At 62.7% G+C, this 13,485-nt stretch carries 11 protein-coding genes; 4 read left to right on the top strand and 7 right to left on the bottom strand.

The window, feature by feature from the left end; genetic code table 11:
• From BUA36_RS17895 to gcvPA, 4 genes are read right to left on the bottom strand one after another with little or no spacing between them, the layout of a single operon-like run.
• Positions 1-2,511 (bottom strand): TonB-dependent receptor, encoded by a 2,511-nt coding sequence (locus BUA36_RS17895; RefSeq protein ID WP_072786663.1) that lies wholly within the window; start codon positions 2,509-2,511, stop codon positions 1-3.
• A 37-nt stretch (positions 2,512-2,548) separates the two neighbouring features.
• Positions 2,549-3,682: an ATP-NAD kinase family protein gene (locus tag BUA36_RS17890; RefSeq protein WP_072786662.1), complete on the bottom strand. Its 1,134-nt coding sequence runs from the start codon at positions 3,680-3,682 to the stop codon at positions 2,549-2,551.
• Positions 3,679-5,256 carry an aminomethyl-transferring glycine dehydrogenase subunit GcvPB gene (gcvPB, locus tag BUA36_RS17885; protein ID WP_072786799.1) on the bottom strand — a complete coding sequence of 526 codons (1,578 nt, stop codon included), beginning with the start codon at positions 5,254-5,256 and terminating at the stop codon, positions 3,679-3,681. Before gcvPB ends, BUA36_RS17890 begins: the two co-directional genes overlap by 4 nt.
• Positions 5,257-5,261: 5 nt before the next feature.
• On the bottom strand, positions 5,262-6,659 hold the full coding sequence (gene gcvPA / locus BUA36_RS17880) for an aminomethyl-transferring glycine dehydrogenase subunit GcvPA (protein WP_072786661.1): 1,398 nt from the start codon (positions 6,657-6,659) through the stop codon (positions 5,262-5,264).
• 100 nt (positions 6,660-6,759) lie between these two features.
• Here gcvPA and gcvA point away from each other — a divergent pair, with 100 nt between their 5' ends.
• Both gcvA and BUA36_RS17870 read left to right on the top strand, forming a co-directional pair.
• A complete protein-coding gene (gcvA, locus tag BUA36_RS17875) occupies positions 6,760-7,683 on the top strand; it encodes a transcriptional regulator GcvA (RefSeq protein ID WP_072786660.1) in 924 nt (307 codons plus the stop codon).
• A gap of 37 nt (positions 7,684-7,720) precedes the next feature.
• Positions 7,721-8,011 (top strand): hypothetical protein, encoded by a 291-nt coding sequence (locus BUA36_RS17870; protein WP_072786659.1) that lies wholly within the window; start codon positions 7,721-7,723, stop codon positions 8,009-8,011.
• Between the two features lie 4 nt (positions 8,012-8,015).
• On the opposite strand, the gene BUA36_RS17865 is transcribed toward BUA36_RS17870, so the two are convergent.
• On the bottom strand, positions 8,016-8,402 hold the full coding sequence (locus BUA36_RS17865) for a VOC family protein (RefSeq protein ID WP_072786658.1): 387 nt from the start codon (positions 8,400-8,402) through the stop codon (positions 8,016-8,018).
• 192 nt (positions 8,403-8,594) lie between these two features.
• Between BUA36_RS17865 and BUA36_RS17860 the strand changes: the two genes are divergently transcribed.
• On the top strand, positions 8,595-10,583 hold the full coding sequence (locus BUA36_RS17860) for a TonB-dependent receptor plug domain-containing protein (RefSeq protein WP_072786657.1): 1,989 nt from the start codon (positions 8,595-8,597) through the stop codon (positions 10,581-10,583).
• Between the two features lie 13 nt (positions 10,584-10,596).
• On the opposite strand, the gene BUA36_RS17855 is transcribed toward BUA36_RS17860, so the two are convergent.
• Positions 10,597-11,961, bottom strand: coding sequence for a CoA transferase (locus tag BUA36_RS17855; protein WP_072786656.1), 1,365 nt, complete (start codon positions 11,959-11,961; stop codon positions 10,597-10,599).
• Between the two features lie 92 nt (positions 11,962-12,053).
• On the opposite strand from BUA36_RS17855, the gene BUA36_RS17850 reads away from it, so the two are divergent.
• A complete protein-coding gene (locus tag BUA36_RS17850) occupies positions 12,054-13,196 on the top strand; it encodes a citrate synthase family protein (RefSeq protein WP_072786655.1) in 1,143 nt (380 codons plus the stop codon).
• Here the strand turns inward: BUA36_RS17850 and BUA36_RS17845 are convergent.
• On the bottom strand, positions 13,177-13,437 hold the full coding sequence (locus BUA36_RS17845; RefSeq protein ID WP_072786654.1) for a PilZ domain-containing protein: 261 nt from the start codon (positions 13,435-13,437) through the stop codon (positions 13,177-13,179). The genes BUA36_RS17850 and BUA36_RS17845 overlap by 20 nt on opposite strands.
• Positions 13,438-13,485: the final 48 nt, after the last annotated feature.

Below are 13,485 nucleotides of genomic sequence, written 5' to 3'. Positions count from 1 at the left end.
TCAGAAGCGGTAAGACAGCGCGGCCGTGGCATTGCGCCCCAGGATAGGCCGTGCGTAGAACAGGCTGCCGTTCGAACTTTGATTGAAGCCGCTACGTGGGTTGCCCTCGGTGAGGCCGATCTCGTTGGTCAGGTTGTTCACCTTGAGATTCAGCTTCCACTTCTTATCGAGGTGGATTTCCGCACCCATGTCGATCACGTGGTAGGCAGGCAGCGCCAGCGCATTTTCAAAGTCGGCAAAGCGCTTGCCGATATGGCTGTAGACCAGGAACACATCGCCGAAGTCAAAGTGCACGGTCGGAATCAGGCGCACTTGCGTATTTGGCGTCCGCATTACCTGGTTGCCGTTCTGCTTGGCCTCTTCCGCGTTTGGATCAATGCCGTCGATGGTGGCTTTCTGCAGGGTCGCCACATACTCCAGCGAGAAGCGCTTGTGCAGGTTGACGACACCTTCCAGCTCCACACCGGTGGACAGCGTTTTGACGAAGACCTGGCGGAAGTTACCGGTAGCCTGGTCGGTTTCACCGAACGACAGGTTATCGAACTTGGTGTGGAACAGCGTCGCCGAGGTGGTCCAGAACGGCGAGATGTAGCGTACGCCCGCTTCGGTGAAACTCAGACGGCTGGCGCCATCGACGAAACTGTCGGTGCTGTACAAGGTCGGCATATTGGTGCCGCTGGCGTAGCGGCCATAGGTCGCCACGTGGTCGTTGAAGGCGTAATTGAAGCCGGCCGTGTACGACGCTTCCTTGATGGTCTTCTGCTTGCGCGTCCACACGCCAGTACCTGCACGGCGCATGTAGTTGTTGGCGATGATGTTGTCCTTGTCGCTGCCATCCGGATTCAGCGCGCCCGGAATGATTGCGCCACCGGTCAGACTATCGCCCGGCAGATCGTCGCCGGCAGCCTGCACGCCTTCGTCCTGCACGTCATAGCGTGCGACTTCGTAACGCACGCCAGCGTCAAGGCGCAGCTTGTCGCTCACCTTCCACTCGTCATTGACGAAATAGGACAGCGACTTCATGTCACCTTTGTGGCGCTCGTAGAAGTAGCCGTTGCGCAGCACGCCCTTGTCCGACAGGTAGCCGAGGATCTTGTTGCTGGCATCGACCGCGACGATATCCAGGCGGCTAGGCTGGTCGCGCACATCGGTGATGATGCGGGCGCCGTAATCGGAATCGTCATACAGCTTCTGCGACGCGAACAGGACGCCGGCCGTGAAGCTGTTCTTGCTATTCTCGTTGGTCACCGACAGCTTGTCGATGAAGTGGCCCAGGGAACGGAAGCGCGTCTCCGCCACAGCGTCCGTGGTGAAGCCATTGCCATTCAGGGTCGATGGATCATTGATGATCTGGCCAGTGCCGGCGTACGCCAGTTTCGCCGTGCCGCCAAAACGCTTGAGCAATTCCGCCACATCGCTGGACTGCTTGGGATCGAGGCGATTACTGGCGCGGACCAGATAGCTGTTTGGTCCATTGAACACGGAATGCGGCGCCACGTCATAGCGGGTATAGCGCGCATTGTTACGGAACGACCAGTCGCCACCCAGCTCATGCTGCAGGTCCGCGCCAAACACCTTGGCCAGCACGTGGAAGCCGGTATTGAGGTTGGTGTCGATCACGCCGTTGGTGGTCTGGTTGCGGATATGCGCGACATCCGGACCATCCAGCGAGCCGTAATGCGGATCGACGCCCGGCACGCCGGTGGGATTACCTGGATTGGTCAGCGGAATAGGCAGATAGAAGGTGTTGTGGTCATTGACGTACTTGGCCGACAGATTCAACTCGCCGCCTTCCAGCTTGCGCGTCAGGTTCAAGCGGAACTGGCCGCCGTGGTCGGCGGTAATGCCGATAGGCCGAACGCCCTTGCCCTCGCGGTAGTAACCGCCCGCAGCGTAGGTCCAGTCATCGTTGATCGGTCCCGAATACACGCCTTCCGTGCGTACCATACCGTAATCGCTGACGGTGACCTTCACTTCGCCTTGCGGCTTCTGCGTGCCTTTCTGGCTGATGAAGTTGACAATGGCGGCCGGGCCGTTGGTGGACAGAATAGCCGAGGTGCCGCCACGAATCGCTTCAAAGCGTTTGATGGTAACGTCCTCGCGCATCAACACGTCCACCAGTTCGCCGTCGTAAATCACCGGCAGGCCGTCTTCCTGAAGGCTGATGAACTGGAACGCTGCGCCGCCACTCAGCCCGCGCGGCGACACATTATTCGATACCTCGCCGCCGGAGGCTTCCACCCACAAGCCGGGCACCTGCTGCAGCGAGTCGGCAAGACTGTGCGGCGCCAGCTTTTCCAGCTTGGCCTGGTCCACCGTGGTAATCGCCACCGACGATTCCAGCTTGGTACGGTTCCTGGCGGTGGTACCGGTCACCACGACTTCCGGCACGACCGCGCCCTTGTCGTTGACCGCCGCCGCTTCCGGTGCGGTTTGCGCCTGCGCGCCATGCATGGCTGCCAGTTGCGCCAGCGTCGCAACCGAAAGCGTCAGCCCTGTTTTTTGTCTCATCTGAGTCTCCTGATCTTTATCGTTATGATTACTGCCACTACACCGAGACAGGCCACATGGTCTGTTCCCGATAGCCGGTGGTGACCGGCAAATACCCACTGAATTGCGCATCGAGTTCGGCGTCGCCGCTATCGATACGCAGCACGCCACCGTGCAGCGACATCAGCTTGTCCGGTGGCGCCAGCACATGCAGGCCGTGGCGGCCGGCCGCACGCAACAGGCGCGGTGAAATCTGCTGGTTTCCCCTTCCCAGCACCATTCCCTGCCCTCCTATCGGCGACAGCACCAGATGCAGCGATGCCTGCCAGTCGCCAGCCAGATCTTCCAACTCGCGGCGCGTGGCGTCACGCGCCAGCAAGGTGCCATCTCCCAGCACCGCATCCACGCCAAGCAAAGTCCCCTCGACGCCCAGCAGCGCCAGCAACGCCTGGGTGGTCGTGCCCGGCCCGATCAGGTAGAGCGAACGGGCTTCCATCCTTTCCGCAAAGCTGCGGGCGATGGCCATGCGCTGCGCACCGCTGCCGCTGACGTGACGGGCTTTGCCTCCCTGGGTCAGCGTCGGCGCCAGCGGGATCTGCAGGTATCCATACAAGCGCGGCGAGATCTCTCCGCTGCGCAGTGCATCTTCGTCCAGGTCCATCACCTCGGCATCGGCGCATACCGCCAGACCGTTTTGCTGCAACTGGCGGAGCAGCAGCCCTGCCGCCGTCGGGTGGTTAGCAAACACCGCCGACTGCATCTTGACGCCAGCCGGCAGCCCCAATACAGGCAGGCGGCCCACTGCGCCAGCGTCATGCAGGCCATCCAGCACATCGCGCGCCGTGCCGTCGCCGCCGGCGAACAGCAGCAGATCAATGCCCATCCCGGCCAGAATGCCACTGGCGCGGCGCGTGTCCGCTGCTTGCGACGGTTCGCTGACCGGCACCACGGCACTGGCCTGCAAGCCTGCCGCCTGCAACGCGGTCCACCCCATGGCGCCATCGGCGGTGTACCAGTCGATAGCGCTTGCCGTTTCGCCGCAGGCCGCAAACATGGCAGCCAGACGCGCGGGCACCTGCGGCAGGCTGTGCGCGGCCAGCGCCGCCTGCACACTGCCGGCGCCGTCCGAGCCCTTGAGCCCTGCCGGGCCGCCGATGCCGGCCCAGGGATTGGCCACCAGTCCTATCTTCATGCCAATCCGCGCTCGCCCAGCTTGCGTTGATAGGCACGCCAGGTGATTCCCCAGCGCTCTGGATCATCCAGCATCTCGCATTGCACGCGATGTACGGGGCAGTTATGCGGCGCGGTCTTCACCAGCTCCGGATTGCTGCGCGCCTCGCCAGCGATATGGCGCATCACACCGATGAATTCATCCAGATCGGCACGCGAATACGACTCGGTCGGTTCGATGGTGGCGGGTTCCGGCACCAGATAGGGGTGGTGGCTGGTCCAGTAATGCACGCCAAAGTCGGCCGCGCGCAGGCCGATTTCTTCCGACGTCACACCGGTCGCTTCGGTCAGCGCGGCCCAGCTGTAGCGTACTTGTTCGATACGGCGCTTGCCCGGTGCGTACGGTGCAGCCATGCCGTCGATCTTCAACAGCTCGTGCATCATGTAGTTGTTATTGAGGACCGCAATTTCGGACACCGTCTTCAGACCTTCCGCGCCCAGACTCATAACCCAGGCATAGGCGCGCAACATGATGGACGCAGCCCCGGCAAAGCTGCTGATCTTGCCGATGGACTGCTGCGCGCCGCTCACCAGCTGATAGCGGCCCTCCTTGCTACGCACCAGAGGACCAGGCAGGAATGGCGCCAGCGCCGCCGTACAACATACCGCGCCGACAGCGGGACCACCACACGCATGCGGCGTGGCGAAGGTCTTGTGCAGGTTGAAGTGGCACAGGTCGAAGCCCGCTTCCCTTGCGCGGGCAATGCCCAGCAGACCGTTGGCATTGGCCTGGTCGTACACGCACAGGCCACCCACCGCGTGCACCGCGTCCACAAACTCACGTATGCGGCTGTTGAAAATGCCGGTATCTTCAGGATTGGTGATGACCAGTGCCGCCGTGCGCGGCGACACCGCGGCCTTCAGCGCTGCCAGGTCGGGATAGCCGTCCGCATCCGGGTAAATCGTAATCACCTTGTAGCCCACCAGCTTGGAGCAGGCCGCGTCGGATGGATGCGAGAAGATGGTGGTAATCACTTCATCGCGCTGCCCTGCTTCGCCACGGCTCTCATGCCAGGCGCGCACCATGGACATATTGGCGAAGATGGCTTGCGATCCGCCGCGCGGCTGCAGCGACACCGCATCCATGCCGGACACTTCGCACATCACGCCTTCCAGCTTGTCGATCACTTCCAGCATGCCCTGCACGCTGCTGTCAGGCTGACGCGGGTGCAGTTCCGCCATGCCCGGCTGACGCGCCAGTTGGTCGTTGATCTTCGGGTTGTACTTCATCGTGCAGGTACCCTGGCCGACATCGACATTAAGGTCAGCGCCCAGATTTTCCTGCGACAGCCGCAGATAATGCCGCAGCACGCGGTTCTGCGACATCTCCGGTAGCGCGGGTGCCTGCCGGCGCAGCATGGACGCAGGCAGGCCCGCCAACGGCTGGCCAGCAGCCCGCACGATGTCCGGCTCCACTTCCGGCACCAGAATGCCGCGTTCACCCGGCTGGCTCAATTCAAAAATAACCGGTTCGTCCCAGCGCGCCTGATGGTAGCGGCGCATCTGCTGTTTGCGGTGGGTGGCGATGTTATCCATGGCGTTCATTGTTGGAGGACTTTCTCAAGCGTTGCGCACAGCAGGTCGATGTCTTCCTGCGTGTGGACTTCGGAAAAGGCGTACAAGGCCGACTGGCCCAGCGCGGGGAAAGCGGTGCTCAGGTCATGGCCGCCAAACATGCCCTGCTGCTGCAAGGCGGCGTTGATGGCTGCCACCGGCAGACCGGTGCCATCGAAGTTGACGACGAACTCACGGAAATGGCAGCTGCCGGCATGCGTCACGCGTACACCTGGCAACCGCGCCATGCACTGTCTGGCGTATGCGGTGCGCTGGGCGATGCCGGTCGCCAGCTCGGTCATGCCTTGAGGCCCCATCAGTGCCAGGTACACGCCAGCGGTAATGCCCCACAGCGCGGCGGCGGTGCCGACGAATTCGTTGCCGTTCTCGCGCTTGTCGAATGAGGTGCGGCTGTAGGCGACGTCGCCAAAGCCATATTCACCAGGCACGTTGGTCGGCACGATGCCAAACAGGCGCGATGGGTATTGCATGACGATGGCCGGATCATCATGACTGGCGATGAAGCCGCCCTGCCCGCCGCCGTAATTCATGTGCATGCCCAGCGGCTGAATGTCGCCGCAGACGATGTCGGCGCCGTAGCTGGCAGGTGTCGCCAGCACGCCCAGCGAGGTCGGGTCAACGCCAACGATGAACAGCGCGCCCACCGCATGCGCTGCAGCGGCCAGCGCGGCGCCATCGTCTATGGTGCCGAGGAAGGATGGGATATCGACGTACAACGCAGCGGTCTGCTGGTCCAGCGTGCGCGCTACGGTGGCCTGGTCCAGCAGACCGGTTTGTGCGTCGAACGGTACCGTTACAAAATCCAGATCGGCACGGCCATAGTTGACCATCACGGACAGCTTGTCCGGATTGATGTGGCCCGCGACGACCACGCGGCGCCGACCGGTATGACGACCAGCCATGCGTACCGTGGTGGCAGCGGCCTGCATGCCGTCGTAGACCGGGACGTTGACGACATCCATTTCCAGCAAGGCGCCCATCATGCTGCAGTACTCGAACAGGGCCTGGAAGCGGCCATGGTCGTCATACGGTTCGCCCGCATAGGCGGTGGCGAACTCGCTGCGGCCATTGATCTCGTCGCACACCGCCGGTACATGATGCTGGTAGCAGCCGCCGCCGAGGAAGCTCAATTGCGCGGCGCAGTGGGTGTTCTTGCGCAGCAGGCCTTCCACGTGGCGCTTGAGGCGCGCTTCCGACATCAGCGGCGCAGGGATCGCCAATGGCGCCTGCATGCGCAGCGCAGCGGGGATATCGGCAAAGAATTCTTCGGTACTGGTGGCGCCCACGGCGTGCAGCATGGCGTCACGGACGGCGGGCACTGAGTTGGGGATGTAGGGGTGGATGAACGGCTTAGCAGATTCCATGTCGTTTCCTGTTGATCGGGTTCGGATACCCAATCTTGTAGGAGCGAAATAACATTGACAAATGATCAGTATGCATGCGATACATTAGAAAATCTCATGCATGGAGTACGCTGTGGTCCATTCTTCCAGTCTGTTGAGGCAGTTAAAAACGTTTGAGGTCACCGCACGGCACATGAGCTTTACACGTGCCGCCGACGAGTTATGCATCTCCCAGGCTGCAGTCAGCCACCAGATCAAGACGCTGGAGGATGCGCTGGAAATCAAACTGTTCAAGCGCATGACGCGCGCCATCACGCTGACTGCGGAAGGAGCGATCTTGCAGCGCAATCTGGTCGATGCCTTTGGCCGCATCGACCGCGTGCTGACACAGCTGGCCCAGGGCGAAGGCCGCGCGCGCCGGCGCTTGACCGTGGCGGTCACGCCGGCTTTCAGCTCGCGCTGGCTGGTCGGGCGGCTGGACCGTTTCCTGGCCGCGCACAGCCAGCTCGAAGTGCGGCTGGTGCACACGGTGATGCATACCGATCTGGGACGGGACAGCATCGACCTGGCGATCCGCTGGGGCGATGGCAAATGGCCGGGCGTGGAATGCGAGCGGCTGTTCGGCACCGAGCTGCTGCCTGTGTGTTCGCCCGCGATGTTGAAAGGCGGCCCGCCCTTGCTGGCGCCGTCCGACCTGGCCCACTACACCCTGCTGCACGAAGACAGCTGTGATGATTGGGAGCGCTGGTTCGAGCAGGCGGGCCTGGCGCCGTCGCTGGCATTGCGCGGTCCGCTCATCGACGACAGCAACGCCCTGATGCAGGCGGCGCTGAACGGCCAGGGCATCGCGCTGGGCCGCGCAGTATTGATCGACGATGACCTGCGCCGCGGCACGCTGGTCAGCCCATTCAGCCAGACGCTAACTGCGCAAGGCGCGTACTACATGTGCTGGCGCCCTACCCGCAGCGAACAGGAAGCGTTGACGTGGTTCTCCGACTTTCTGCGCGCAGAGGCACATGCCCAGGAGGCGGAATCTTCGCTATAATAATTGCCATAAAAGCACACAAAACCAAGGGAGTGTCATGCTGGATGGTCGTCACTGGGAGATCTTTAACGTCGTACTGTTTTACGCTGTTGGCGGACTGTTTCTGTTTGCCGCCTACCGAAATAAAGCCAGGCAGCAGCGCCAGTTACCGGTAAAGCTGCACTACCTGTTCGCGCTGTACGCATTTTTGTGGGGGACCTCGTGGCTGCTCCACCTGTGCGGTTTTCCCAAGCTGGACGAAGCGTTTAAAGCGGCTGGCGCGGTCGTCGCCGTCGTCAATGGGGTGGCGTGGTTACGCTACATCCTCAAGGATCGCCACGCCGTCTGAGTATTCAGCCAAGATCGCCATAGGCGCCGGCTACGACGACAACATAGCCATTCGGATCGCGTAGCCAGACCTCCCTGTGGTTGGCATTGGTGTTGACCTTGGGGCCTTCCAGCACCTGCGCGTTTTGCGCCGTGACGCGCTGCATGAAGGCGTCGAATTGATCCGTCTGGAACCACAGCAGCACGCCATTGCCGCGCGATGGCTGCTCCGGATTGCCGATGTAAGGATGATGATGCGCGTCCCAATGATGCAGCTGCATCACCATGCGGCCATCATACATCAGCTGATCGTAGTCACTGCCGCCATGGCCACTTTCCAGACCCAGCACCGCCTGGTACCAGGCACTGGTTGCGGCGACATCATGGGTGGCGATGAGTGGTTGTGGATGCATGGTATGAGTCCTTTCTAGACATGACTGGCGGCGAGCCAAAGAAGCCCGCCACGACAGGCGTAGCATTTTGCTGAAAAAATTACACATTATCACGGCATGTCAGGCCATCCTGTTTTATCAAACCGCACTAAACAAGCTGGCTGCTTCAAACTCTTTGTTGCTACCGAACTGTGTTCACCGCAAAATGTTGTGATGAGCCTTACGACCTTCGCCCGTCATGCCATTCTGCTCGCCTGTGCCTTGACGGCGCCGGGGCTGGCCGGCGCACAATCGTATGCGCCAGAGTACTTTGTGCAGTTTCAGGCGGGGACGGCGATGGAGATGGTGTCTCGCCTGCCCGGCTTCGTGTTCGACGGCGGAAATCCCTCACGCGGTTCGGCCGGCAATGTGCTAATCAACGGCAAGCGCCCCACTTCCAAAACGGAGCCGCTGGGTGATCTGCTGGGACGGATTCCCAAGATCGGTGTTGAACGCATCGATGTCATTAACGGTGGCGCCAGCGGCATTGATATGCAGGGCTTTGCCAGTGTCGCCAATCTGATTCTCAAGCCGATGGATCTGGTGTCGGCCTCGGCCACCGCATCCAGTTCGGTGATGCCGGATGGGAGTCTGGAGCCTTCGCTGGAAGGTAGTTACAGCCTCAAACGCGGCGACAAGAACCTCAACCTCGCACTGGGCTGGCGACGTTCGCCGGACTTCTCGCAAGGCGAGGGACGCCGCACTACCTTGTACACCGCGCCTACCCCCATCGCCGAGGTGGCGATCAAAGGCGCCGGCATCTCCGACAACAAATCGCTCAAACTGACTTACGGACAGGATGTAATGGACGGCCAGCTGACCTGGAACGGCGGGCTGGCGCCGTGGTCTTATCAATCCCAGATCCGCAACGACGGCGCGACGCCATCGCTTAACTTCAACAACAACACCGGCCGCACGCTGGAGCAAGGCCTTGCCTACTCACGCGAACTGGCGCCCGGTGCGAGCATGGATCTGAGAGCGCTGTACCGGACCGCCGATATTGCTACCGATTCGGCATCCGGCCCTGACAGCAGCGCTTCCCATGGCCGCTCAACCAGTACGGCCAGCGAGAAGGTATTGGCCGGTGAACTCAGCTGGCAAGCGCTGGACGGCGTGGTGATACGCGGTGGCCTGGAACGCGCCGTCACTGCCAACGACAACAGCAATACCTCGCAGGTCAACGCGCAGGCCAGCGCGGTTCCCACCGGTAGTGCGTGGGTACAGGAGTCGCGGGTCGAAGGCCAGCTGTCTTCCGCATGGCAGGTGGATAGTTCGCTGAGCGCCGAGGCAGGCGTGAAGATCGAACATTCCTCGCTGAGCACCAGCGCCAGCCAGACGGATGGCAAGGCCTACGTCTATCCCAAGCCGCGTCTGCGCGTATCGCTATCGCCCTCGCCGGCACTGCAATTGCGCCTGCGCCTGGAACGCGAAATCAGCCAGATCAACTTTGGCGATGCAGCTGCCTACTTTGGCATTGGCGACAAAGCGCTGCGGGCCGGCGTGCCCGATTTGGTGGCGGCCAAGACCTGGCTGTGCGAAGGCGCGCTGGAATACCGTTTCTGGGAACGCGGTCTTGCGACGCTGAGTTATACGCAGGCCCACATCAGTGACCTTATCGACCGCATGCCGATCCGCACCGCAAACGCGACCTACGATGTCGCCGGCAATGTCGGCGAGGCGAGTGCGGACAATATCACGGGCATGTTGAACCTGCCCACAGACAGCTGGTCCCTGCCGCAAGGGCAGCTCAAGCTGTCGACCACCTGGCGTTCATCCTCCGTCACCGATGCCACCACACTGGCGCCGCGCCGCCTGTCTGGCGAGCAGCCGATGGCGTGGCGCGTGGAGTTCTCGCAGGACCTGCCGCAGCAACGGACGGCATGGGGCTTTTCCGTCGATAACGGCTGGAGTAACGATAGCTGGCAGGTCGCCGAGCGCGATACCAGCAGCGGTTCGGCGTGGGCACGGGCTTTCGTCAACTACCGTCCCGCATCGAACCTGATGGTGACGCTGGAACTGAACAACCTCGCCAGCCGTGTGATTACCTATGACCGCGCGCACTATGCCGGCGGCGATCGCCTGGCGGGCGGAGTCGATTTCGTTGAACACAATAGCACCCGCACGCAGCCATTTGCCATGCTACGCGTGCGCCGCGACTGGTAATACGCTTAGCGGCTCACCAAGCTGCCGATGCCGAGCCCAGGCTCGATGCAGGCCGCGTCCACGCCATGGGGACGCCTTCGATGATGGCCGGCGGGTTATAGCGGCGCGCTGGCCCCCATTCGGTTTGCTCCAGCTGTGGTGCGTAGTCAGCGTCGCTGGTGGCAGCCAGCGGTGGAGAGGCCGCAGGCGTCTGTGCAGTCATCAGCAGTTGGGCGGTGCGCGCGAGCGCCAGGCGGGCCTGTTGAACGCGTCCGTCGCTGAGGCGAGCAATCAAGGCCCGCACCACGGCGGCGGCAATCAGGTAACCGGTGGCGTGGTCCAGTGCCTGCACGGGCAGCGGCACAGGTTTGCCCGCGCCCTGCCGCCGCATGCCGTGATCGGCGATGCCGCAGCTCATTTGCACCAGACTGTCGAAACCACGACGGCCAGCCAGCGGGCCAGTCCAGCCGTAGGCATCCAGCGCGACGTCGATGAGCGAGGGATTGCGCTGGCGACGATATGCCTCGCCATAGCCCAGACGTTCCAGCGCCGCCGGACGGTAGCCATGGACCAGTACATCGGCTTCGGCGAGCAGCGTTTCAAACGTGGCGCGGTCGGCGGCCTGCGTCAGATCCAGCCGCGCGCAGCGCTTGCCGAGCGTGACTTCCGGGATCACGCCGGGTTCGTTCCAGCCTGGCGGGTCGATGCGCAAAACATCGGCGCCGTAGCCGGCCAGGAAGCGCGTCGCCACCGGGCCGGCCAGCACCCGCGTCAGGTCCAGCACTTTGAGTCCTGCGAGGGGCCGGCTTGCCGTCCAGGCCCACTCACGGCGCCCGCTGGCCTGTGCATGGGAGCTGAACGCAATCAGCGGTTCGGCGGCGACTGCGCGGCCTTGCGGGTGCGCCTGCCATGCGGCCATGGAGCGCATCATTGCGGCGCAGCCGCCGTGTGCCACCACGGCTTCCTCAAGTTCCAGCGCGCGCCAGCCGGCGACCGTGCGGGCAACGGTCTCACGGTCGTCCGCGCAGCCCAAGGCAGCCAACGCGGCCAGGCGATGATGCGGCGCATTGGTGTGCAGGCGTATCCAGCCATCGGCAGTCGCGTAGTCCCCGGCAATCGCGTCCCACAGCGGCGGACGTTCCCAGCCAACTGGTTGAATCGACCAGCTGAACCACATGGATGCCAGCCGCTGATCCACCGTGACGCCAGCAGGCGCCCGGCCCTGCGCGGCCATCAACTGCTGCACTGCCAACGCCGCCGTAGCCACCGAAGCCGCTGCCAGCCCGGTGGTCGCAAACCAGGACGGCAGCTCGCCCTGCCCGGTTATCTGAACGGCGTCCAGCGCCGAGAAAGGCAGGTCCAGCGCCGACCAGGTGGCATCGAGCAGGTGATAAGACATAAGCACTCCGAATCAGTTATCCTTGAACACAGCTTAGGACCGCTGGTCCGGTAGCGTCAATCTTGACTTGATGTGTCAACATAGGAAGCACCATGGTCTGGATGACCGCCGCAGAAGCCCTGGATATGCTCAACGTTCGTCCGCAAACGCTGTACGCCAACGTCAGCCGGGGCAAGATACGCGCGAAAGCAGATGACAACGATCCCCGCCGCAGCCTGTATCACCGTGACGATGTGCTGCGCATGGCGCGCCGCGCGAACGGGCGGCGCAAGGTGGAAACCGTGTCCACGCAAACCATGCAGTATGGCGACCCGGTGCTGCCCTCATCGATTTCCACGATCGCCGATGGCCGCCTGCTCTATCGCGGACACGATGCCGCGACGCTGGCCGACAACGCCAGCCTTGAAGATATCGCCGCCTTGCTATGGGAAGGCAAACCAGCAGAAATCCGACACACGGAGCCGGCCGCCAATGGCAGTCCACTGGAAGCCGGCCTGCTGGCACTTGCCCGCCGCAGCGCACAAGATGCGCCATCGCTGGGCCGTCCGATCGATGAACTGCGGACGGAAGCGGCCAGCGTACTCGCAACATTGGTCGATGCGATGGTGGGCCGCCAGCCAGGGTACATCAGCCAACGCCTCGCTCGCGCATGGCACGCCGACACACACGAAGACCTGATCCGCCGCGCCCTCGTGCTCATGGCCGACAACGAACTCAATGCTTCCACCTTTGCCACCCGCGTCGCCATCTCGACCGGCGCCTCGCTGGCGGCCGGTGTGCTGGCCGGTTTCACCACGCTGACGGGACCACGGCATGGCGGCGCAACGGCGGAGTTTGCGCGGCTGATTGAACAGGCCCGGCGTCACGGCGCAGACCAGGCCATGCGCGACTGGCTCGCCAGCGGACAGCCCCTGCCCGCGTTCGGCCATCCGCTGTATAGCGACGGCGATCCGCGCGCCAGGGCGTTGATCAAACTGCTACCGGAAATACAACCACATGCAGCATTGGCCGGCGCCGCCGAAAAACAGGCCGGCGAGCTGCCCAATATCGATTACGCCCTGTCGCTGCTCGCCGCTGCCTGCGGCTTGCCGAAAGATGCGTCCTTCATATTGTTTGCGGTGGGTCGCTGCGTCGGCTGGCTTGCCCATGCGCTGGAGCAGGTGCAAGCCAACCGTCTGATACGGCCACGGGCCAGCTACACTGGCCCGGCAGCCATCAACGCAGGAATTTATTGATGGTGGCCATGGTGGCCATGTCGGGATTCATGAACTGGAAGCCGATTTTAAAATGGTCACCGCTGAAGATGCAGTAGTTGACCCGCGAGCGGCAAGTCAGCACTTGCGCCTTCCCTTCCACGAACAGTTCGAACGACACCGTGCCGACGTCGCCAGTCCCCAGCTTATGGTCAAAGTTGAGCGACAGGCCGCTGGCGCTGATGTCCAGGGTGCGCCCTTGCTTGGGAGGCATGCCATCCATCACAACAACTGCTTTGGAGCGCACGATCTTACGCGCGCCAGACCTTTG

The sequence above is a fragment of the Duganella sacchari genome, assembly GCF_900143065.1.
Classification (GTDB): Bacteria; Pseudomonadota; Gammaproteobacteria; order Burkholderiales; family Burkholderiaceae_D; genus Rugamonas; species Rugamonas sacchari.
This window is presented reverse-complemented; position numbering and strand designations above follow the sequence as displayed.

Coding starts and splice junctions, on each gene's coding strand:
- BUA36_RS17895 (WP_072786663.1), bottom strand. CDS start 2,511: ATGAGACAAAAAACAGGGCTGACGCTTTCGGTTGCGACGCTGGCGCAA.
- BUA36_RS17890 (WP_072786662.1), bottom strand. CDS start 3,682: ATGAAGATAGGACTGGTGGCCAATCCCTGGGCCGGCATCGGCGGCCCG.
- gcvPB (WP_072786799.1), bottom strand. CDS start 5,256: ATGGATAACATCGCCACCCACCGCAAACAGCAGATGCGCCGCTACCAT.
- gcvPA (WP_072786661.1), bottom strand. CDS start 6,659: ATGGAATCTGCTAAGCCGTTCATCCACCCCTACATCCCCAACTCAGTG.
- gcvA (WP_072786660.1), top strand. CDS start 6,760: ATGGAGTACGCTGTGGTCCATTCTTCCAGTCTGTTGAGGCAGTTAAAA.
- BUA36_RS17870 (WP_072786659.1), top strand. CDS start 7,721: ATGCTGGATGGTCGTCACTGGGAGATCTTTAACGTCGTACTGTTTTAC.
- BUA36_RS17865 (WP_072786658.1), bottom strand. CDS start 8,402: ATGCATCCACAACCACTCATCGCCACCCATGATGTCGCCGCAACCAGT.
- BUA36_RS17860 (WP_072786657.1), top strand. CDS start 8,595: ATGAGCCTTACGACCTTCGCCCGTCATGCCATTCTGCTCGCCTGTGCC.
- BUA36_RS17855 (WP_072786656.1), bottom strand. CDS start 11,961: ATGTCTTATCACCTGCTCGATGCCACCTGGTCGGCGCTGGACCTGCCT.
- BUA36_RS17850 (WP_072786655.1), top strand. CDS start 12,054: ATGGTCTGGATGACCGCCGCAGAAGCCCTGGATATGCTCAACGTTCGT.
- BUA36_RS17845 (WP_072786654.1), bottom strand. CDS start 13,437: ATGGATGGCATGCCTCCCAAGCAAGGGCGCACCCTGGACATCAGCGCC.